Source organism: Pseudomonas sp. Y24-6 (assembly GCF_020295325.1).
GTDB lineage: Bacteria > Pseudomonadota > Gammaproteobacteria > Pseudomonadales > Pseudomonadaceae > Aquipseudomonas > Aquipseudomonas gregormendelii.
Genome location: NZ_JACBXG010000008.1, coordinates 136934 through 155917, shown reverse-complemented (window position 1 = coordinate 155917; position 18984 = coordinate 136934). Strand labels below are relative to the sequence as shown.

Here is an 18984-nt window from a genome sequence, read left to right as displayed (position 1 = left end):
CACCATTGGAGATCAACATGAGATTGGGGACGAAGTACTGGTCAGTGCATCATCAACGGCGGCTGATCCCGCTCTAAGTCGCTTAGCGGTTGTCCGATTTCACGGGCCAAGGCGATACCGGTCGAAATCCATATCTGCCCGAGTTCGTTGAACGCTTTCAGGTGCGCAGGATTTTCGTTGAGCCAATGAACAAGGCTGTCGAAGTGTTCGGGGTTCTCAGGGTAGTCATGGATCCTGATGAACAGCTCCAGTGTTCGATCCCAGATCAGATCCATGACGTTCTTGCTCTCCTCTTCCATGCTCAACCGTTCCTCCATTTGGTCCTATTGGACCGTTCATTTTCACTGGTCACTTCGGGCTCTGATTCCTGGAGGAATAAAACCCACGTCGCGATACACCGCGATTTCAGTCAATATATCAACCTAATAAGTCGATACTCAACCGTTAAGGATGTTCATGTCAATGGGTCTTTGCTCAACCATTCGGGTTGAACTGGAGAACTCATCACTTGGCACATAAACATCCAACCCAAGCCCAAATCGGGCGCATGATCGCGAAGCACCGGACCGAGCGTAATCTGACCCAGGAAGAGGTGGCTGAACGCCTGGGGATCGGCAGTGAAGCCATCTCGCGCCTGGAACGGGGTGTAGTGGAGCTTTCCGTAGTCAAGCTGATGCAACTCGCGGACATTTTCGACTGTCGGATGGACGAACTGCTGACGGCGTCGAGCAATCGCCCCCATGACCAGGGCCAGATGATCGCGGGTCTGCTGAGTGGACTGAAAGAAAACGACCGTGCCTTTATCTTGGCAACCGTCGAACAATTGGCCGCTCATCTCGGCAGTAAGTAACCTCTTTCATCGCGCTCAACGTAGCGTCCTATGAGGGATGGCCCGCTGGCTTGACGTGCCCCGCCCTCTCTGTTGTAGTGCCTCAGGATCATCGCCAACAGCGACCCAAGACCGATTCGCTCCGGGTAGCTCGGTCGGACTCCTTGAGTTCGGAGCCTTCTCTTCTGCGGAGTTTCATTCCCGTTTTGTGCTCGATCTGATCACGGTGGCGGATGACCGCTGTTGCCTCTACCAGGCAATAGCGGTCATCCGCTTCAGCGACCGTATTCAGTCCCGGAGCCCGCCGGGGAAACACTGGGCACCCTTTGTGCGCGGATGCGTGCCAGCAGGTTCCGACCCGGGCCACGACAAGGGTCGGTTGGCGAATCATGGCGCAGTTAAACCAAGCTTTGCGAGGAGCTTGTCGACTGCGCAAGACCGTCAAAGGTGGCTGTTCTCTTCCTCGCCTGGCGACCCGTCAGGCTAACTCTTCACTTTCTTCAGTCCACTGACTGCCACTGTATTCCGGCCATAAAAAACTGGGTTGCAGCGTCTTGACGCTCCCCTGTGACAGGCTTATACAAAGGGCGTGGTTTGCTGTCGTTGACAGCCCAGCCCAGGTAGCTAGAACCTTCAAGGCTACGCCACGTTCGTGGTGGTTTACCCAAGTGCGATCAGCGTTCGGAAGCTCGCCCGGTTACCGCTTCAGCGGTGATGAATGCCCACTACCCCATGCCTGCGGATCACCACCGCAGACGCTCTTCTGCTGTACCGCTATTCCCCCAAACGCATCGTTCTGTTCGTCATTGGCTTGCCGGTGCCGAATCGTTCATCGCTCGCCATTACCTTACCCACCCTGACGGGGGCTCACTTTCCCGTCAGGGACTGTGCGTCGCCGTTTTCCCTTGAAACAGGAGAACCACCATGGTCCACGCCAACCACTCCCAAGAAGCGCCCACTTACTTCAATCTGCACACCGTCGGTATCGGCTACCTCAACCGTGTTCGAGAAGTACAAGTCCGCCGCGGCCAGCCGTTCATGGCCTGCGATATCGCAGCCTTGCACGGTGCCTCCGACGCGGTGGAGTACACCCGCTTCGACTGCAAAGTCGCGGGGGGCGAAGCTGAACGCTTGATTCGTCTCTATATGGACGCCGTCAAGGCCGAGAAAAAGGTCTTGCTGTCGTTCCGTATCGGCGACTTGTGGATCGATCCGTTTCTCTATGAGAAGGGCGATAAAACAGGTCAACCGGGCGCCAGTCTGAAAGGTCGTTTGCTGTTCATCGACTGGATCAAGGTCGACGGCACGTTCGAGTACAAAGCGCCCGCCAGGCAGGAAGCAACAGCACCTGCTGAGCAAGCGCCCACCAGTGAGTCATCCCCACCATCGGCTGATGCCGACGCTGAGGAGACCGAAAACTCAACAGAGGCTCGGGTCGAACCTGAATCTCCACCCACTCCCCGCACGGCTCGCCGTGATGCCCTCCGTACCGTTCAGTCCATCTGAACAGTCCACGATGTTCCTCATCAAGGCGCTCCCTCGAGCGCCTTTTCTTCAATCAGCACAGGAGACCCAACATGGAATCCTTCTGGCTTTGCGACGACTGCCTTTTCGCTGCTGCTTACGAGGACTACAGCACGTTATCGCTCTACGACACGACGGATGAAATCGAGAAACGCATCGCCGGCATCCATCGTGGACTGATTCAGTTAATGCCCATCAGTGCCGACTTCGATCCCGAAACCGGCTGGGGAATAAGAGCCTTTTCTCCGTTGCCTTGCGACGGTTGTGGTTCACCTCACGGTCAACGCCACCGATTCACCCGGCTGTAAACAGCGCGTCATCGGCTAACACCTACGACTCTATATCCACCTCGGGGACACCACTCCCCTCGGGCGTGTACCCCTGATTGTTACCTTCGGAGGTACCACCATGAGCACCCAACTCACACTGATCGAGACTTCGGATTTCGAGGCTGATCGCATTGTCCAAGAAAACCAGGTGATCGACAAAGCGCTGCATATTCTGGATCGTCGGCTGTTCACCCGCGGCCCTAACCTGACTTCACCTGACGCTGTGGCCTCATACCTAAAACTGCACCTTGCACAGCAAGAGCATGAAGTCTTCGGTGTGATCTTTCTCGATGCCAAGCACCGGGTGCTGGCGTTCGAAGTCCTGTTTCACGGCAGCATTGATGGCGCCAGCGTTTACCCCCGCCAAGTCGTTAAGCGCTCCCTCGCGCATAACGCTGCGGCCGCCATTTTTGTTCACAACCATCCCTCAGGGTGTACGGAACCCAGCCAGGCGGATCGCGTCTTGACCGCACGGCTGAAGGAGGCCTTGGCCTTGATCGAAGTGCGCGTACTAGATCACTTCATCGTGGGTGAAGGTCGTCCTCTCTCCCTTGCCGAATATGGCTGGCTTTAATCCTCACAGGCGTCTTCGGGCGCCTTGTTCATTTTCATCCTGGAGACCCCTCATGCACCCAACACACCAAGCCGCAGCCCTGCTTGCGGCCTCAAACCCATTTGCTCGCGGCTATGACAACCTGCATATCGAACGGCTGCTGCAGATCACCTACGAAGACGACTGCCCTCCCTGCTTTCGACCCGTACACGACTCACAAGCCCATCTGCCCAACGATGAGCTGCAGCTGTTCCCCTGTCTGTTCAATGACGATTTCGCCTTGATCAGCGAAGGCCAATCCATTCCGGATGAGTTGGATGAACGCTGCCAGTCCACCGGGTTGGTGCGCCAAGTGATCTACGCCGTGATGGGAGAAGTGCTCAACGAGCGGCATCACGTCGGCGACCTGTACTCCCTGGAAGAAGCCCAAGCCGTGGTCCATCGCTTGAACTTCGAAACGGGACACTACAGTCGAGCCTGGGAGATCAGTACCGCACACCTTCCCGAAGAAGCGATGCTTTATCTGGAAGAATGGGTCCGTCACTTCGTTCCGAGGCAAACTGGCCTCTTGTTCGAACTGTTCGCGTTGCCGGATTGCAACGGTATCGGATGCAAACTGATCGGCACACCATGGACGGACGAAAACGTGCTGAACATTGACGGCAAACCTTATTCAACCCTGAGACAAGAACAACTCGACGCCGGCACGCCGGAAGCCTTAGTCAACGTACTGTATCTGGCGGCATTGGCAGATGTGCGATTGTTGATCTTCGACCCCGACGCTGCCGTCTTGGATGGGCTCGCCGTTTTTGATGAGTAACAACGCGTTCAGTTTTAACACGACCCGCCTTGAATCGACTTTCTCACTGAATCGCTCCTTCACCTCATGTCAGTTTCTGCACTGAATCTGACATGAGGTTTTTTCCATGGAGCGTTTTTTCACGCCTGTCTGCCTGCTGGGTTTGTTGAGCGCCTGCACCGCGCAAATCCCCAATACATTGCCGACCGATCCAGAAATCGACAGTGGCTCCAATCGGGCCCAGCACTCGAGGGGCACAGCCGAAGAAAGCCATCCGGCAGAACTTCGTTATGGCCGCTACACACTGGTCAGCACCGAGCCCACCACGGAACAACGCGATCTTCTTGCCCAAATCATTGACGTGAACATCCCGTCCAGCCTGAGCCCTTCAGTGCAGGATGCATTGCAGTACGTGTTGCAGCGCTCGGGCTATTCGCTCTGTCCCGATGCCGCGGCGGTGAAGGTGCTTTTTACCCGGTCTCTGCCCGCAGCACATTACCGGCTCGGCCCGATCTCTTTGCGCAGCGCGCTACAAGTGCTGGCTGGCCCCGCCTGGCAACTCAAGACCGATGAAGTCGGCCGTTCGGTCTGCTTCGAACAGCAAAAAACTGATGCCGGCATCGTGCTGATAACCCCAGTCTCGCCCCATCAGTCGGAGTCACGCCCATGAAAGCCTCGACGTTTCAAAACCTCATCATTGGGCTGCTTTGCCTGGCAATTGCCGGTCTGAGCGGTGGTTTGTATAACCAGTATCAACGCCTGGCCGAGCTACAAAACACGAACACGCAATACCGACAAACCCTGGACACCCTGCAACGTGATTCAACCACTCTCATGGATACACAGGAGAAACTGCAGTACGCGCTGAAAGACTTGAAGCAGATGGTCGATTCCGGTGAGCAACAGGCCAATACCCTCGATCCCATGCTGGATCAATGGGCGCAAGAAATACAGGAACTGCGCGACGGTCTGACAGCCCGCGCCACCGCAGCGGACATGACAGCGCTACGCGCACGCCTTGAGCAAGTCGAGCAACAGCTCCTGGAGCTCAAGACCCAGCCATCAACTCCACCATCGACGTCTTCCACGGCCAAGCCGAAACAGACCGCTCACCCCAAACCCATATCGCTCTCGCCGCCGTTTTCAGTGTTGAGTGTCGAGTCCCGCGGTGGTGAGCGTTTTCTGGCGGTCGCTCCTCATGACAGTCGCTCGCTCATGGATGTTCGGCTGCTGCATAGCGGCGAGCAGCTCGGAACTTGGCACCTGAAAGTGCTGGAACCGAACTCAGCCATCTTCGCAGTGGCCGCTCAGCCAGACCAGACCGTGCACCTCCCTTAAGAAGCGATCATGAACAGAGCACTACTGCCCACCATTGTCTGTCTCGTTTCGCTACTGGCCATGGGCGCTGCGATGGGCAACCCCGCCACTACACAGTCACGGATCCAGGACACGCAGTCCGCTCCCCTGGGGCGCTCTCATTCTGAACAGGCTGCAAGCTGGGGTCTAACGGAGCAGGAGTGGACGCGCTTCGAACAGATCCAAGCCGGCCCGCGCGGTTTCTGGAGCCCGAACCTCGATCCGTTGACCGCACTTGGGGTTGAGGCCCAGACCGACCAAGAGCGCCAGCGCTATGCCGAATTACAGGTAGCGCTGGAAGCCAAACGCGCCGAGCGCGAGTTGGCCTACCAAAACGCTTACACTGCGGCCTGGGCCAAGCTGTTTCCCGGGCTGCTGCCGATCCAGGGCATGGCATCCCCGCCCCCTACCAGCTCAGCGGCCGAGCCGCGCCAGGCTCTATTTGTGGAGGACCACTGCCCAGCGTGCACCGCCGAAGCGCAGCGTCTGCAAAGCAGCGACACGGCGTTCGATATCTACCTGGTGGGCAGCCAAGGCGAGGATGAACGCGTCCGTAGCTGGGCTCGGCAAGCCGACATCGATCCGGCCAAGGTTCAACGCCGGCAGATCACCCTGAACCATGACCGTGGTCGCTGGTTCAGCCTGGGTGCCTCGGGGTCATTGCCCGCCACATTTCAACAGGTGAATGGACAATGGCAACGCCTCGACTGAGTGGTATTGCGCTCCTGCTGACGGTGCTCGCCATCCAGGCGGATGAACTCCCGCCGCCTGCCTACCAATTGGTGGCGCATGACGCCGACATCCCGTCTATGGTGCTGTTCGCGATTGCCCTGCAGGAGAGTGGTACCCGCGTCCGTGGTCGACTGCGGCCCTGGCCGTGGACCCTGAACATCGCCGGAACCCCCTACCGTTTCAGCACTCGCCAGGGCGCCTGTCATGCCTTGCTTCAGGCACTCGCCCGATATGACGCCAAGCGGGTCGATGCCGGACTCGGCCAAACCAACCTGGGTTATCACGGGCAACGTTTTTCCAGGCCCTGCGAATCCCTTGATCCCTACCGAAATCTCGCCGTGACCGCCGCGCTGTTGCAGGAGCATCACGCCGCTACCGGTGATTGGGTGTCAGCGGCCGGACGCTATCACCGCCCGGCAGGAGGCGCGCCGGCCGCACGCTACCGCGCCGGCTTTTCCCGGCAACTCGCACGGCTGCTGACTTCCGTCGAACAAGGCACACCACCATGAAGCGAATATCCCTTACCTGTTATTGCATCCTGCTCGTGGCACCGTTCGCCCAGCCGCAATTGACCGTAGCCGGGGGTCAGCCTAGCGACTCCACTCGACCCCATTTTCAAGCTGCCAGGCCGCCCATAAACAACCAGATCCTGCCTGATCGGGCTATGCATGCGGACCTGCCCACCTTTGCCGATGAAGCCTGGATACTGCCCGTCCGCAGCGCTCACTTGAGCCCCGGCCAGATCACGTCTCGCGCCCTGAGCATGCCGGGCTTGCGGCCATTTTTTTTGGTCGGTGAGGATCCCCAGTCACTGTCTTGGTTGCGTCAACGCGCGGCTGAACTGCAGGAAATGGGTGCGGCCGGCCTCGCCGTCGAAGTGGCCGATACTGAAGCCTTGGCCCGGATTCGCGCAGCCGCGCCGGGCATCACCATCCTGCCGGTCAACGGCAACGACATCGCCACCCGCCTACAGATTGAGCATTACCCGGTCTTGATCACCGCCACCTCACTGGAACAGTGAGTCCAGGTCATGGCCGAGCATGCGATGGAGTCCAAGCTCCGGCCAGCGGTGGAGCTGTACACCGTAGCAATCTGTATCGCCGCCGCGGTGTTGTGCGTGTACTCACCCTGGGCCGTGGCCCTGTCACCCGAGATCGGTCTGGTTGCAGCGCTGGCCTATGCCCTGTTCGGCCTGATCCGGCTGCGGCAAGCTTGGGACGTGTTGCGTTATCGGCGCAATATCCGCCGGCTGCCCCGCTACGAACTAACCAGCCGGCAGATTCCGGTCAGTAGTAAACGTTTGTTCATGGGTCGCGGCTTTCGCTGGACCCGCCTGCACACCCAGCGCTTGGTCGAGGCTCAGGATCCGGCGGTCGCTCACTATGTCGAGCAACCGACCCGCTATCGCCTGGCCCGTGAACTCGAACGGCGCCTGGAACATGCACCGTTTCCACTCTCGTCACTGGCCCGTGTCACCGCCTGGGACAGCGCTTTCAATCCGTTGCGCCCTTTGCCCCCAGTAGGTGGCTCGCCGCTGTTGCATGGGGTCGAGCCCGACGAAACGGAAGTCAGTCTGCCGCTGGGCGAACGGGTCGGGCATACCCTGGTGCTGGGTACTACCCGTGTCGGCAAGACCCGGCTCGCCGAGGTATACATCACCCAGGACATCCATCGTATCGAACACGAGGTAGTGATCGTTTTCGATCCGAAAGGCGATGCCGACCTGCTCAAGCGCATGTACGTCGAAGCCAAACGTGCCGGGCGGGAAAAGGAGTTTTATGTGTTCCATCTAGGCTGGCCGGAGATCTCCGCGCGTTACAACGCCGTGGGACGTTTCGGGCGCATCTCGGAAGTGGCGTCACGCATCGCTGGGCAACTCAGTGGCGAAGGCAACTCCGCAGCCTTTCGTGAGTTCGCCTGGCGTTTCGTCAACATCATCGCCCGCGCACTGATCGAGCTGGGCCGACGCCCAGACTACCTGCAGATCCAGCGACATGTGATCAACATCGACGCACTGTTCATCGAGTACGCCCAGCAGTTTTTCGCCAAGACCGACCCAAAGGCGTGGGAAGTGATCGTCCAGCTTGAAGGCAAGCTCACCGAGAAGAACATTCCCCGGCATATGGTCGGCCGCGAAAAACGCGTGGTAGCCATCGAGCAATTCCTGGCGGCGAAACGGGTCTTTGACCCGGTGCTGGATGGATTGCGCTCGGCGGTGCGTTACGACCGTACCTACTTCGACAAGATTGTCGCCTCGCTGCTGCCGTTGTTGGAAAAGCTCACCACCGGCAAGACCGCGCAGTTGCTCGCCCCGAACTACACCGACCTGGATGACCCGCGACCGATCTTCGACTGGATGCAGATCATCCGCAAACGCGGCATCGTCTATGTCGGACTGGATGCGTTGACCGATGCCGAAGTGGCCGCCGCCGTGGGCAACTCCATGTTCGCCGATTTGGTCTCAGTCGCGGGTCATATCTACAAGCACGGCATCGACCATGGTTTACCTTCCGCCGGCAGTGCTAACAAGCTGCCGATCAATCTGCATGCGGATGAATTCAACGAGTTGATGGGCGATGAATTCATTCCGCTGATCAACAAGGGTGGCGGCGCGGGTATCCAGGTGACGGCGTACACCCAAACTCTCAGCGATATCGAGGCGCGTATTGGCAACCGGGCCAAAGCCGGCCAAGTCATCGGTAATTTCAACACCCTGCAGATGCTTAGGGTGCGCGAAACCGCCACCGCTGAATTGCTCACCCAACAGTTACCCAAGATCAACGTGCTGACCAAAACCCTGGTCTCGGGGGCAACAGACACCTCCGACCCGGAGGCCAACACGGACTTCACCTCGTCCTCCCAAGACCGGATCAGCAGCACCAGCGTGCCGCTGATCGAACCGGCGCACATCGTCAGCTTGCCCAAGGGGCAGATGTTCTCCTTCCAGGTGGGCGGACAGCTCTGGAAAGTCCGTATGCCACTGCCCAAGCCTTCGCCCGACGATGCCATGCCCAAAGATCTGCAGGAACTGACTCAGCGGATGCGCGCCAGCTACAACGAGCAATCGGGACACTGGTGGAGCGCGAGCGGTGGTGGCCCGACACTGGACTTTGATCCGGATAGGGTTACGCCAGCGCGCACTTCCTCAGTGGTGGATTCAGGTGCACCCGTTCAGGAGGCGCCGTGAGGCGCGCATCGTGGAGTAAAGGATGGTGACTTCAGCTCAGCCCCCTCCATCGCAACCGATCCAGCGTCCTGGACTGATCGTTTCGGTGATTGGCCTTGTCCCGCGCATTATCGGTTTACTGATCGCCTCGTTGCTGTTCTCGATCCTCATCGAGTTCGCCGGTCTGCTGCTGTTATGGGGTGATCAAGGCTGGCGACACAGTCAGGCGATGCTGAGCAGCGAACTGGGCTGGCTCAGTGAGCACTTCAAATCCTCACTGATCCTCCAGCAGCCTGGGCAGACGGTTGTCCAGTGGCTGGACTTCCTCAACCAATGGTTGTTGGTCCAGACCGGTTTTTCGGACTTTGCACAGCAGGCGCAGGTGTCGAGCCAGGGCAAGGGTTTCTGGGGCTGGATCAATCAACTGTATGTGAGTATTGAGGACGTTTTGCTGGCAGCGGTGTATGTCAGCTTCACCTTTGTGGTGCGCCTGATCATTTTGGTCTTGGCGACTCCCCTGTTTCTGCTGGCCATGTTCACCGGCTTTATTGACGGCCTGATGCGCCGCGACCTGCGAAAATTTGGAGCCGGGCGCGAAAGCAGTTTTGTCTATCACCGGGCCAAGCGAGCGGTCATCCCACTGCTTATTGTGCCCTGGATCCTTTACCTGTCTCTGCCCTTTTCGCTCAATCCCATGGTTGTTTTTGTGCCTTGCGCCGTGATGCTCGGGGTGGCCATGGCAATCACAGCGGCGACGTTCAAAAAATATCTCTGAGTGCGACACGAATGCTTATCTGCGGAAGTGTTCAGGAGGCCAGCTAATGAGATTCCCAAGCTCCCGGTCGTAAGGAACCGCCAGTCCCGCGTTAGTGGACAACCCTCACAGGTGTTTGGCTTCGAGAGGAGTTTGATCATGGCATTGGTTGGTAGAAGAGACGGGCGCAATTTTGGCTATGGCCGACAACTGAGTTATGCCGGACCGAAAGCATTGCGCGATTTTTTTGGCGGAGGACATTACGCCACGGTCAAGGCGCACAGTGATCGCTGGCAGGCGTTTGTCCGCTGGTGTCGTTCGGAGGATGGGCCGGGATTTAACAATGCGCGACAGATAGATCGGCAGACCTTGCTGGACTACACAGAGCATCTGCGCCAACAAGTTGAACAAGGTGATATCGGCATCGCTACTGCGCAAAACCGGTTGTCCAGCGTGAACCGGACTATGGCGGCGCTTCGCGGCGATCAGTCTGTGAAGGTGCCGAGTCCGAGTATGGCATTGGGAATGCGGCGCACCAGTGTTCGTCGCTCGGTGCCGCAAGGCCAAGACCACGAACAGGTTAAGCGGATCGTCGACGTGCTCTGCGAACACCAAATGCCGCGTGCGGCGGCTATCGTTCAGTTGGCGCGAGCCACCGGCATGCGCTTGCGCGAGGCCATTTTGGCCGATCTACCGCGCCTAAAACATGAGACTGAACACTGCAACAAAATCAACATCCGAGATGGCATCCAAGGTGGCCGCTCACGTGCGTCGGCGCTTCGTTGGATCACGGTAAATGATCCTATTCGTGACGCGCTGAAATTTGCCGAACAGGTTTCGCCCAACGGTAGCCGCAACCTGCTTGCACCGAACGAAAGCTATGTCGATTTACAACGGCAAATCGTCCGCCCCGCACGAGAGATCCTCCATTCGCACAACCTCAAAGGCTTCCACGAACTTCGGGTCGCCTATGCGTGCGAACGCTATGAGAAGATCACTCATCATCTCGCGCCCATCAACGGTGGCCGTTGCTACCAACTCGACCGACACCTAGATCAGGATGCCCGAGTGCAAATCAGCTACGAGTTGGGGCTCGGCCGTATCGACCTGTTATCGACTTACATTGGTAGTCGAACATGAGCAAGCCATTCGATATGGAGCTGTTCCTACTGCTCGCGAACGTAGTCCGGCATGATCGGACCAGTACCGTCACCAAAGAAACTCCTCGAGAGTGGAATTTCCCTAAAGCCTCAACCACTCTCTCCACCAAAGATCGAAGGACCACATTAGCTGTAATGTAAACATCCCCAGTCCTTTCCCAGAAAAAGCGATTCATCAGACCTCAGGTTTCTTACGGAATAATTCGACCTTTGACTTGATTCTGCTCCCAGCTCCATATAGGACAGCATCATGCCGACTACCGTCTTTCGCTGCTTACTACTCTCGCTAGCTATCGTTCACGGCAGCAGCTATGCCGCCTCGGCTCATGAGCAGGATCAACTCAGCCTTATCCAGCGGCAACTCGACACCATCGAACGCCTTGCAACGCGAGCTGAGGTAGCCAGCACGGCTGAACCCGACGATCGCTATCGCTTCGACTATCCCCGCCTGTCTCTGGACATCCAACGTATTCGCCAGGGCGTGCAGGACCACCTGTTTCCTTCCCGTGCTCAACCCCGCGACTCCACTGAATTGGTCGGCGATTACCGCCTCGACACTCCGCCCACGGGGCCTTCGCCATGAGCATGACTGACGCGCAGAGCTCAGCTTTCCAAAATGCCTCCGGCTTTTCGGCACAGAGCAGTTCGACACTGTGGCTGTCACTGGTTCTCGTCCTGGCTTTGCTTTGGTGTGCCTGGGTGATGTGGACGGCTTACCGGGGATGGGCGACAGGCAGTGTGCGCTTCGGCGCATTTGGCGGTAGTGCTGCACGCGTGTTGCTCGCGTTGTTGGTTCTGATGTTCTTCACCCTGTCCTAACAGCGGAGATCACCGTCATGTTCAAGTGCTTTGTCCCCCTGAAAAACAACCTGCGTGATCATGCGAGCCAGCGCTTGATCAGTCTGCTGCTGGTGCTCGGTCCAAGCCTGGCTTTTGCCGAATTACCGACCATGGAAGCACCTTCCCGTGGCGAAGGGTCCGGGTTGATCGAGACGATCAAAAACTACGCTTACGACGGCGGCATCCTGCTCGGTTTGCTGATCGCCCTGCTTGCGTTTCTCGGTGTGGCCTGGCATTCGCTGACCGTGTATGCCGACGTGCAAAACCAGCGTAAGACCTGGAAGGACTTGGGTGCAGTGGTCGGCATCGGGGCCCTGTTGGTGGTGATCATCATCTGGTTCCTGACCAAGGCTGCCGCGATTCTGTGAGGTCGGCATGAGCGACACAATCGAACATCTTGCCGACGGCACCTTGGTCTTTCTGCCGGAGCGGCTCAATCGCGATCCTGCCGTATTACGCGGTTTGACCAATGATGAGATGTGGGTAGCGCTTGGCACCGGCGCAATCATTGGCCTGCTGCTGGGCGTTCCTCTGACGATCGCCACCGCTTCCATTGCCGTGGCGCCGACCAGCATGATCGCAGGCATGGCCGTGGTGTTATTGGCCGGTGGCACGCTACTGCGTCGGGCCAAACGGGCCCGCCCCGAGACCTGGTTGTACCGCAAACTCGAATGGGTACTCGCCAGCCGTTGGCGCCTGGGGCGCGGAAGTTTGATTCTCCACTCCGGCGCCTGGACGGTTCGCCGTTCGCGTCGACTGCGCCCTGCCCTGTCCCGGTGGCAGCCATGAGCCGATTTCGAAACAAGGTCGATGCCCAACAGGCGCATATCTTCAGCCTGCGTCTGGCGGTAATGATCCTTGCCCTGGTCTGTGCCGGGCTCTGGTACGGCTGGCGTTCGGCACCGACCGATCTGACCGTGCATGTACCCCCAGATCTGCGCTCGGGCAGCACGCGCAAGTGGTGGGATATCCCCTCAGAGAATGTCTATGCCTTTGCCCTGTACATCTTTGGCCAGCTCAACCGCTGGCCCTCGGATGGCGAGCAGGATTATCGTCGCGCCATCTATGGCTTGCAGTCCTACCTGACACCCGCCTGCAAGGCCTTCCTCGACGGTGATTATGAGTACCGCAAGGCCGCCGGCGAACTGCGCCAGCGGGTGCGTGGCGTCTACGAAATTCTGGGCCGAGGCTACAGCGAAGATCCAGAACTCAGGGTCAAGCAACTCGATCGCGACAGCTGGCTGGTCAAGCTCGACCTCAACGCCGATGAGTATTACGCCGCCGAACCGGTGAAACGGGTCGTGGTGCGTTATCCATTACGCGTGGTGCGTTTTGATCTGGACCCCGAACGCAATAAGTGGGGGCTGGCACTGGATTGCTATCAGGGCACTCCGCAAAAAATCGCCCTGCCTGGAGGTGAACCATGAAGCGGATTTCTACCCTGGGACTCACCGTCGCACTGATGTCATGGGGTGCTGCAGCGCAGGCCGTCGAACTGATGCACTGGGAACGCCTCCCCCTCGCGGTCCCACTGGTGATCAATCAGGAACGAGTGATCTTTGTCGACGAGGATGTTCGAATCGGCGTGCCCTCAACCCTGACGGGCAAGCTGCGCATTCAATCAACCGGCGGCACGCTGTACCTGCGAGCGTCGGAAGCCATTGCACCGACCCGACTGCAACTGCAATCGGTCACGACGGGCGAGATTATCCTGCTGGATATCGCGGCCACGCCTGGCGACCAACCGCTGGAGCCCATGCGTATTCTCAAGAATGCTCAGGCGCAGTCTGCCGAGTCTGAATCTAGCACCGTCCCTGTTCCAGAACGTACACCGATCCCGGTCGCTTTGACGCGTTATGCCGCACAGAGCCTGTACGCGCCGCTGCGCACCGTAGAATCCCTGCCTGGTGTACGCCGCGTCCCGCTCAAGCTGCGCACCGAAGTGCCGACCCTGCTGCCCACCGAAAACGTGTCCAGCACGCCCATCGCCGCCTGGCGACTCGGTGATTACTGGGTGACGGCGGTGAAGTTGCGCAATCGTGGTTCAGAAACGGTGCCACTCGATCCGCGTCGGCTTCAGGCCAAGCTGTTCGCCGCAGCCTTCCAGCATGCCTTCCTCGGGCCTGTCGGCAGTGCTGAAGACACCACGATCGCCTACGTCGTCACTCGCGGCGCCGGCCTCGAACACGCCGTGCTGCTCCCGCCCGTTGCGCGAGATGCTGACGATGAAAGCTAACGCCTTGCTCAAATGGTTGGTACCGGCTGCGCTGCTGGCCGTGGTGTTGATCATACTGAAAACCTGGGTCGCGGGTGGCAGCCCCCCCTCTCCAGAGAACCCGGCCGATCAGGGCAACCTTCAGTTATCCGCCGAGCAAGCCAAGTCGCTCGGCATTGCTGGCGATACCCCACGCGATACGGTCGCCACCCTGGTCGGCCAGGTGAAGGCCATGCGCAGCGACATGCTCGGGTTGAAGAAACACAACGATTCGCTGCAGTCGGAGAACAATCGCTTGCGCGAGCGGGAAAACAGTGTTGATTCGCGCATCCAGATGGCGCTAGACAGTGTGACCCAGCAGGTCGATGAAGGTCGCCGACAAGCCAACGAGGCCCGGCTCAAAGCAGAACAAGACAGTCGCCAGGCTCGCGGTCTGCTGACGAAGTTGCAGGAACAGTTGTCGGGGCTGACCGGTAAAGGCAAGGACATGCCGATCGGATTAGGGCTTGAGCCCGGCGATGGGGCTCAGTTCGAAGGGCGGGATTCTGACAATGATGCGCTGCAGTGGATTGAACCCTCGGATGCTCCGTCCACCGACGCCCGAGGCAAAACCAAGTCCTCCTTCGCACTGAGTCTGCCTACCGCTTTCAACTCTCTGGAAGGCTTGAACGATAACGCGATTGATCGCGGCCAGAAACAGCTGCGAGCCGTCACCAAGAGTGAGCGCGACCTGACGCGATCCGTTGATCGTACCGAAGGCGCGAAGCCGGTCTACACGATTCCCGAAAACGCGACATTGATGGGTTCGGTCGCCATGACCGCGCTAATCGGCCGAGTCCCGGTGGACGGCACAGTGAATGATCCCTATCCCTTCAAGGTGCTGGTTGGTCCGGAGAACCTGACTGCCAACGGCATCGACCTGCCGGACGTCGCGGGCGCCGTGATGAGCGGCACGGCGTCCGGTGACTGGACCCTGTCTTGCGTACGCGGGCAGGTCGAGTCAATCACCTTTGTGTTTACCGATGGCACCATCCGCACGGTGCCTCAGCCAAAGGCGGTGGCCACCCACAATGCCTCCACCACCCAGAGCTCGAACACCGACAAGATCCGTGGCGGCCTCGGTTACCTGTCCGATCCGTATGGCATTCCTTGCATCGCTGGCGAGCGCCGCTCGAACGCTCAGCAATACCTCGGCAGCCAGAGCCTGGTCACTGCGGCTGGCGCGGGTGTCGCCGCCTTGCTCGGGGATGAGCAGAACAACAGCAGCGTGATCAGTTCGGGCGGCAGTGCCTTCGGAGTCACCAGCAGCAGTGGCAATAGCGCACTGAATTCAATCCTCAGCGGTGGCGTCAGCGACATCCGCGAGTGGGTCAACAAACTGTATGGCGAAGCCTTTGCTGCCGTGTACGTGCCACCGGCCGCCCAAGTCGCCCTGCACCTCGACCATGAGATCACCATCGACTACGAGCCCAAGGGCCGGAGCGTTCGCCATGAAAAAGACCAGACTTCTCTGCCTGACCTGGATTAGTTTGCTCTGCTGGGTCCTGGCGGGGTGCTCCACCGACAAGGAGACGCTGCTGCCCCATGGCGAGCACACCATGCTGGACATCTGGAACGGCGCCGGTTCGCAAGGCACTCAGCAGCAACTGCTGGAGGCTCGGCAGCAGTTACGCCGCCCGCTGGCTCAGGCAGACGTCTCCGCGGCTCTCCAGGAACCGTACACGCGCACAGCGGCGAACGAGATCCGCACCCTGTTCCCTCGCCTGCCCAATCCCGATCTGGTGCTGTACGTGTATCCGCACCTGAGCGGTACCGAGCAGGCACCGGTCCCGGGGTACTCGACTGTCTTTCCGTTCTACCAACGGGTGCAGTACGCATTGCCGGGTGAACGTCAGGAAGACTTGTAGTGCGTACCGGTGATTCGCGGAACCGTATTCCTGCGTGGAAAGCCTGGCGCAATCCATTGCGCCCTCGCGCCACCTTGGCTGATGAAGCCGCACTCTATATACACAACCCCAGCTTCACCGATCACCTGCCCTGGGTCGAATACCTCGACACCGAGCAGTGTTTTTTGCTCGATGACAATCGCTCGGTGGGCGCGGTGTTCGAGTTGCTGCCCATCGGCACCGAAGGGCGCGAACCCGATTGGCTGATGGCCGCCCGCGATGCCCTTGAGGATGCCCTGCAGGATAGTTTTGATGAGCTGGACCAAGCGCCGTGGGTGGCGCAGTTTTTCTGCCAGGACGACAACGATTTCTCCCCCTACCTGAGCCGTCTCACTGGCTATATTCGAGACAGCGCGCGAGACACGGTTTTCACCCAAGCTTACCTAGAACTTACTCGCCGACATCTGAAGGCCATCGCCAAGCCGGGAGGGCTGTTCGAAGACAAGATCGTCACGCGCCTGCCGTGGCGCGGCAACAACCGGCGCGTGCGCCTAGTGGTCTATCGCTGGCTTGAGTCTGACCCTGAGGAGATGGGACTCACCCCGGTGCAATCCCTGCAACAGGCTTGCGAACGAATCGGTGCCTCGCTGCAAGCATGCGGGGTGCAATCGACACGAGTCGATGGCCGAGGTCTGTATGCCTGGTTAGTGCCCTGGTTCAATCCGGCACCCAGGCTCACCGATGAAGCGCCCGAGGAGTTCTACCGCCGCGTGGCTTATCCGGAGTCGGGCGAGGGAGAGTCGCTGGAACTGCCCTTCGATCACGACTTCGCCGAACGGCTATTTTTCAATGAGCCGCGTTCGGATGTGCAGCGCGGACTCTGGTACTTCGATGGTCAGCCCCATCGGGTCATGGTGGTGGACAAGCTGCGACGGGCACCGATGATTGGCCAACTCACTGGCGAAACCCGCAAGGGCGACGCGGTGAATGCGCTGTTCGACCAGTTACCCGAAGGTACGGTGATGAGCCTAACCTTGGTGGTCAAACCACAGGATGTACTCGAAGATCAGTTGAACCGCCTGGCTCGCAAAGCCATCGGTGAAAACCTGGCCTCGACCCAGACCCGTCAAGATGTTGAAGAGGCTCGCGCGATCATCGGCCGTCAGCACAAGCTGTACCGGGGAACGCTGGCGTTCTATGTGCGCGGTCGTGATGAACAGCAGTTGCACCAGCGCTCGGTCAGCCTGGCTAACGCACTGTTAGGTGCGGGGCTGCAGCCGGTGCGCGAAGGCGATGAAGTCGCCGCCTGCAACAGCTACCTGCGTTGGTTGCCGATGGCTTACAACCCGGCCCGCGACACACGCAACTGGTACACCCGCCTGATGTTCGCCCAGCACCTGGCGAACCTGGTTCCGGTCTGGGGCCGCAGCACGGGCACCGGCCACCCGGGCATCACCCTGTTCAATCGTGGCGGCTCGCCGTTAAGTTTTGATCCGTTGTCACGCCTGGACCGGGCCATGAACGGTCATCTGCTGTTGTTCGGCCCCACCGGCGCCGGAAAGTCCGCCACCTTAGTAACCCTGCTGATGCAGGTCATGGCCGTATACCGCCCTCGCCTGTTTATCGTCGAGGCCGGCAACTCATTCGGCTTGCAGGGCGACTACTTCGCGACACAGGGCCTGTCGGTCAACAAGGTCCAATTGAAACCTGGCGCCTCGGTCAGTCTCGCCCCCTTCGCCGATGCCTGGCGCCTGGTCGAGCAACCGGATCAAGTGGCGAGTCTGTCGATCGATGAGCTGGACGATGAGGTGGTAACCAGTCGCGAAGACCAGCGCGATGTTCTCGGCGAACTGGAAATCACCGCCCGGCTGATGATCACCGGCGGCGAAGCCAAGGAAGAGGTGCGCCTGAGCCGAGCCGATCGCAGCTTGATCCGCGAGTGCATTCTCGATGCGGCGCAGACCTGCGTCACCGCGGGCCGTCAGGTGCTGACCCGCGACGTGCGCGACGCCTTGCTGCGCGTCGCCGCTGACCCGCACTTGCCGGAGAAGCGTCGCGAGCGTGCCCAGGAAATGGGCGAGTCCATCGACCTGTTTTGCCAGGGTTTCGAGGGTGAACTGTTCGATCGCGAGGGCACGCCTTGGCCCGAGAGCGATGTGACCATTGTCGATCTGGCCACTTACGCTCGCGAAGGCTATGAGGCACAGATGTCCATCAGCTACATCAGCCTGATGAACACCGTAAACAACCTCGCCGAGCGCGACCAGTACCTGGGCCGACCGATCATCATGGTCACCGACGAGGGTCATATCATCACCAAAAACCCGCTGCTGGCGCCCTTCGTGGTCAAGGGGACGAAGATGTGGCGCAAGCTCGGCGCTTGGTTCTGGCTGGCGACGCAAAATCTTGCCGACTTTCCCACTGCGGCGCAGACCATGCTCAATATGATCGAATGGTGGATTTGTTTGAACATGCCACCCGCGGAAATCGAAGAGATCGCTCGCTTCAAGAGGCTCACGCCGGCACAGAAAACCCTGTTGCTTTCCGCCAGCAAAGAGCCAGGGAAATACACTGAAGGAGTGGTGCTATCGAAAAAGCTCGAAACACTGTTTCGAGCCGTACCGCCCAGTCTTTATCTCGCCCTGGCCATGACGGAACCCGAGGAAAAAGCCGAGCGCTGGACACTGATGCAGGAGAACGGCTGCTCAGAGCTGGAAGCGGCGTATCGGGTAGCTGACCGGATCGATAGAGCCCGAGGGATAGAACCCACATAGGGGAATCTATTCAGGGTTTCCAGAAAGCCAGGTGTTAACGTTGCAGCCATAAGAGCCGAAGCTCCGC

General features: G+C 59.2%; 23 protein-coding genes. 22 read left to right on the top strand and 1 reads right to left on the bottom strand.

The features are described from left to right. Positions 1 to 41: 41 nt before the first annotated feature. Complete coding sequence (locus HYI44_RS16930; RefSeq protein ID WP_133076199.1) at positions 42 to 299, bottom strand: hypothetical protein; 258 nt, start codon at positions 297 to 299, stop codon at positions 42 to 44. 209 nt (positions 300 to 508) lie between these two features. Here HYI44_RS16930 and HYI44_RS16925 point away from each other — a divergent pair, with 209 nt between their 5' ends. From HYI44_RS16925 to HYI44_RS16820, 22 genes are all read left to right on the top strand, one after another. Beyond that, on the top strand, positions 509 to 850 hold the full coding sequence (locus tag HYI44_RS16925) for a helix-turn-helix domain-containing protein (RefSeq protein WP_225569985.1): 342 nt from the start codon (positions 509 to 511) through the stop codon (positions 848 to 850). Between the two features lie 903 nt (positions 851 to 1753). Further along, on the top strand, positions 1754 to 2335 hold the full coding sequence (locus tag HYI44_RS16920; protein WP_225569984.1) for an STY4534 family ICE replication protein: 582 nt from the start codon (positions 1754 to 1756) through the stop codon (positions 2333 to 2335). 71 nt (positions 2336 to 2406) lie between these two features. Next, entirely contained in the window at positions 2407 to 2661 is a 255-nt protein-coding gene (locus HYI44_RS16915; protein WP_225569983.1) for a hypothetical protein, read from the top strand. A 100-nt stretch (positions 2662 to 2761) separates the two neighbouring features. Continuing rightward, on the top strand, positions 2762 to 3256 hold the full coding sequence (gene radC / locus HYI44_RS16910) for a RadC family protein (protein WP_225569982.1): 495 nt from the start codon (positions 2762 to 2764) through the stop codon (positions 3254 to 3256). Between the two features lie 52 nt (positions 3257 to 3308). Then, positions 3309 to 4055, top strand: a complete 747-nt coding sequence (locus HYI44_RS16905; RefSeq protein WP_225569981.1) for an ABC transporter substrate-binding protein — start codon at positions 3309 to 3311, stop codon at positions 4053 to 4055. A 106-nt stretch (positions 4056 to 4161) separates the two neighbouring features. Beyond that, positions 4162 to 4704, top strand: coding sequence for a PilL N-terminal domain-containing protein (locus HYI44_RS16900; protein ID WP_225569980.1), 543 nt, complete (start codon positions 4162 to 4164; stop codon positions 4702 to 4704). Continuing rightward, positions 4701 to 5372: a chemotaxis protein gene (locus HYI44_RS16895; RefSeq protein ID WP_225569979.1), complete on the top strand. Its 672-nt coding sequence runs from the start codon at positions 4701 to 4703 to the stop codon at positions 5370 to 5372. The genes HYI44_RS16900 and HYI44_RS16895 overlap by 4 nt, the downstream gene beginning before the upstream one ends. Before the next feature lie 9 nt (positions 5373 to 5381). Further along, complete coding sequence (locus HYI44_RS16890; RefSeq protein WP_225569978.1) at positions 5382 to 6101, top strand: TIGR03759 family integrating conjugative element protein; 720 nt, start codon at positions 5382 to 5384, stop codon at positions 6099 to 6101. Then, entirely contained in the window at positions 6083 to 6631 is a 549-nt protein-coding gene (locus HYI44_RS16885; RefSeq protein WP_225569977.1) for a lytic transglycosylase, read from the top strand. The genes HYI44_RS16890 and HYI44_RS16885 overlap by 19 nt, the downstream gene beginning before the upstream one ends. Next, positions 6628 to 7143 carry an integrating conjugative element protein gene (locus HYI44_RS16880; protein ID WP_225569976.1) on the top strand — a complete coding sequence of 172 codons (516 nt, stop codon included), beginning with the start codon at positions 6628 to 6630 and terminating at the stop codon, positions 7141 to 7143. Before HYI44_RS16885 ends, HYI44_RS16880 begins: the two co-directional genes overlap by 4 nt. Positions 7144 to 7152: 9 nt before the next feature. Next, the gene (traD, locus tag HYI44_RS16875; RefSeq protein WP_225569975.1) at positions 7153 to 9309 is read left to right on the top strand and encodes a type IV conjugative transfer system coupling protein TraD; all 2157 of its coding nucleotides are present in this window, start codon (positions 7153 to 7155) and stop codon (positions 9307 to 9309) included. A gap of 22 nt (positions 9310 to 9331) precedes the next feature. After that, on the top strand, positions 9332 to 10063 hold the full coding sequence (locus tag HYI44_RS16870; protein WP_225569974.1) for a TIGR03747 family integrating conjugative element membrane protein: 732 nt from the start codon (positions 9332 to 9334) through the stop codon (positions 10061 to 10063). A gap of 138 nt (positions 10064 to 10201) precedes the next feature. After that, entirely contained in the window at positions 10202 to 11182 is a 981-nt protein-coding gene (locus HYI44_RS16865; protein WP_225569973.1) for an integrase domain-containing protein, read from the top strand. Between the two features lie 270 nt (positions 11183 to 11452). After that, on the top strand, positions 11453 to 11785 hold the full coding sequence (locus tag HYI44_RS16860) for an RAQPRD family integrative conjugative element protein (protein ID WP_225569972.1): 333 nt from the start codon (positions 11453 to 11455) through the stop codon (positions 11783 to 11785). Continuing rightward, a complete protein-coding gene (locus HYI44_RS16855) occupies positions 11782 to 12021 on the top strand; it encodes a TIGR03758 family integrating conjugative element protein (RefSeq protein WP_046816023.1) in 240 nt (79 codons plus the stop codon). Before HYI44_RS16860 ends, HYI44_RS16855 begins: the two co-directional genes overlap by 4 nt. A 17-nt stretch (positions 12022 to 12038) precedes the next feature. Beyond that, on the top strand, positions 12039 to 12410 hold the full coding sequence (locus HYI44_RS16850; RefSeq protein WP_225569971.1) for a TIGR03745 family integrating conjugative element membrane protein: 372 nt from the start codon (positions 12039 to 12041) through the stop codon (positions 12408 to 12410). A 7-nt stretch (positions 12411 to 12417) separates the two neighbouring features. Beyond that, entirely contained in the window at positions 12418 to 12831 is a 414-nt protein-coding gene (locus HYI44_RS16845) for a TIGR03750 family conjugal transfer protein (protein WP_225569970.1), read from the top strand. After that, entirely contained in the window at positions 12828 to 13469 is a 642-nt protein-coding gene (locus tag HYI44_RS16840) for a PFL_4703 family integrating conjugative element protein (protein WP_225569969.1), read from the top strand. The genes HYI44_RS16845 and HYI44_RS16840 overlap by 4 nt, the downstream gene beginning before the upstream one ends. Beyond that, on the top strand, positions 13466 to 14278 hold the full coding sequence (locus HYI44_RS16835) for a TIGR03749 family integrating conjugative element protein (RefSeq protein WP_225569968.1): 813 nt from the start codon (positions 13466 to 13468) through the stop codon (positions 14276 to 14278). Before HYI44_RS16840 ends, HYI44_RS16835 begins: the two co-directional genes overlap by 4 nt. Continuing rightward, positions 14268 to 15785, top strand: coding sequence for a TIGR03752 family integrating conjugative element protein (locus HYI44_RS16830; protein WP_225569967.1), 1518 nt, complete (start codon positions 14268 to 14270; stop codon positions 15783 to 15785). Before HYI44_RS16835 ends, HYI44_RS16830 begins: the two co-directional genes overlap by 11 nt. After that, positions 15748 to 16164 carry a TIGR03751 family conjugal transfer lipoprotein gene (locus tag HYI44_RS16825; protein WP_225569966.1) on the top strand — a complete coding sequence of 139 codons (417 nt, stop codon included), beginning with the start codon at positions 15748 to 15750 and terminating at the stop codon, positions 16162 to 16164. Before HYI44_RS16830 ends, HYI44_RS16825 begins: the two co-directional genes overlap by 38 nt. Next, positions 16164 to 18917: a conjugative transfer ATPase gene (locus HYI44_RS16820; RefSeq protein WP_225569965.1), complete on the top strand. Its 2754-nt coding sequence runs from the start codon at positions 16164 to 16166 to the stop codon at positions 18915 to 18917. The genes HYI44_RS16825 and HYI44_RS16820 overlap by 1 nt, the downstream gene beginning before the upstream one ends. The last annotated feature ends 67 nt before the right edge of the window (positions 18918 to 18984 follow it).

Bases quoted from the DNA above. Each gene is read 5' to 3' on its own strand.
- HYI44_RS16930 (WP_133076199.1), bottom strand. From the start codon at position 299: ATGGAAGAGGAGAGCAAGAACGTCATGGATCTGATCTGGGATCGAACA.
- HYI44_RS16920 (WP_225569984.1), top strand. From the start codon at position 1,754: ATGGTCCACGCCAACCACTCCCAAGAAGCGCCCACTTACTTCAATCTG.
- HYI44_RS16915 (WP_225569983.1), top strand. From the start codon at position 2,407: ATGGAATCCTTCTGGCTTTGCGACGACTGCCTTTTCGCTGCTGCTTAC.
- radC (WP_225569982.1), top strand. From the start codon at position 2,762: ATGAGCACCCAACTCACACTGATCGAGACTTCGGATTTCGAGGCTGAT.
- HYI44_RS16905 (WP_225569981.1), top strand. From the start codon at position 3,309: ATGCACCCAACACACCAAGCCGCAGCCCTGCTTGCGGCCTCAAACCCA.
- HYI44_RS16900 (WP_225569980.1), top strand. From the start codon at position 4,162: ATGGAGCGTTTTTTCACGCCTGTCTGCCTGCTGGGTTTGTTGAGCGCC.
- HYI44_RS16895 (WP_225569979.1), top strand. From the start codon at position 4,701: ATGAAAGCCTCGACGTTTCAAAACCTCATCATTGGGCTGCTTTGCCTG.
- HYI44_RS16890 (WP_225569978.1), top strand. From the start codon at position 5,382: ATGAACAGAGCACTACTGCCCACCATTGTCTGTCTCGTTTCGCTACTG.
- HYI44_RS16885 (WP_225569977.1), top strand. From the start codon at position 6,083: ATGGCAACGCCTCGACTGAGTGGTATTGCGCTCCTGCTGACGGTGCTC.
- HYI44_RS16880 (WP_225569976.1), top strand. From the start codon at position 6,628: ATGAAGCGAATATCCCTTACCTGTTATTGCATCCTGCTCGTGGCACCG.
- traD (WP_225569975.1), top strand. From the start codon at position 7,153: ATGGCCGAGCATGCGATGGAGTCCAAGCTCCGGCCAGCGGTGGAGCTG.
- HYI44_RS16870 (WP_225569974.1), top strand. From the start codon at position 9,332: ATGGTGACTTCAGCTCAGCCCCCTCCATCGCAACCGATCCAGCGTCCT.
- HYI44_RS16865 (WP_225569973.1), top strand. From the start codon at position 10,202: ATGGCATTGGTTGGTAGAAGAGACGGGCGCAATTTTGGCTATGGCCGA.
- HYI44_RS16860 (WP_225569972.1), top strand. From the start codon at position 11,453: ATGCCGACTACCGTCTTTCGCTGCTTACTACTCTCGCTAGCTATCGTT.
- HYI44_RS16855 (WP_046816023.1), top strand. From the start codon at position 11,782: ATGAGCATGACTGACGCGCAGAGCTCAGCTTTCCAAAATGCCTCCGGC.
- HYI44_RS16850 (WP_225569971.1), top strand. From the start codon at position 12,039: ATGTTCAAGTGCTTTGTCCCCCTGAAAAACAACCTGCGTGATCATGCG.
- HYI44_RS16845 (WP_225569970.1), top strand. From the start codon at position 12,418: ATGAGCGACACAATCGAACATCTTGCCGACGGCACCTTGGTCTTTCTG.
- HYI44_RS16840 (WP_225569969.1), top strand. From the start codon at position 12,828: ATGAGCCGATTTCGAAACAAGGTCGATGCCCAACAGGCGCATATCTTC.
- HYI44_RS16835 (WP_225569968.1), top strand. From the start codon at position 13,466: ATGAAGCGGATTTCTACCCTGGGACTCACCGTCGCACTGATGTCATGG.
- HYI44_RS16830 (WP_225569967.1), top strand. From the start codon at position 14,268: ATGAAAGCTAACGCCTTGCTCAAATGGTTGGTACCGGCTGCGCTGCTG.
- HYI44_RS16825 (WP_225569966.1), top strand. From the start codon at position 15,748: ATGAAAAAGACCAGACTTCTCTGCCTGACCTGGATTAGTTTGCTCTGC.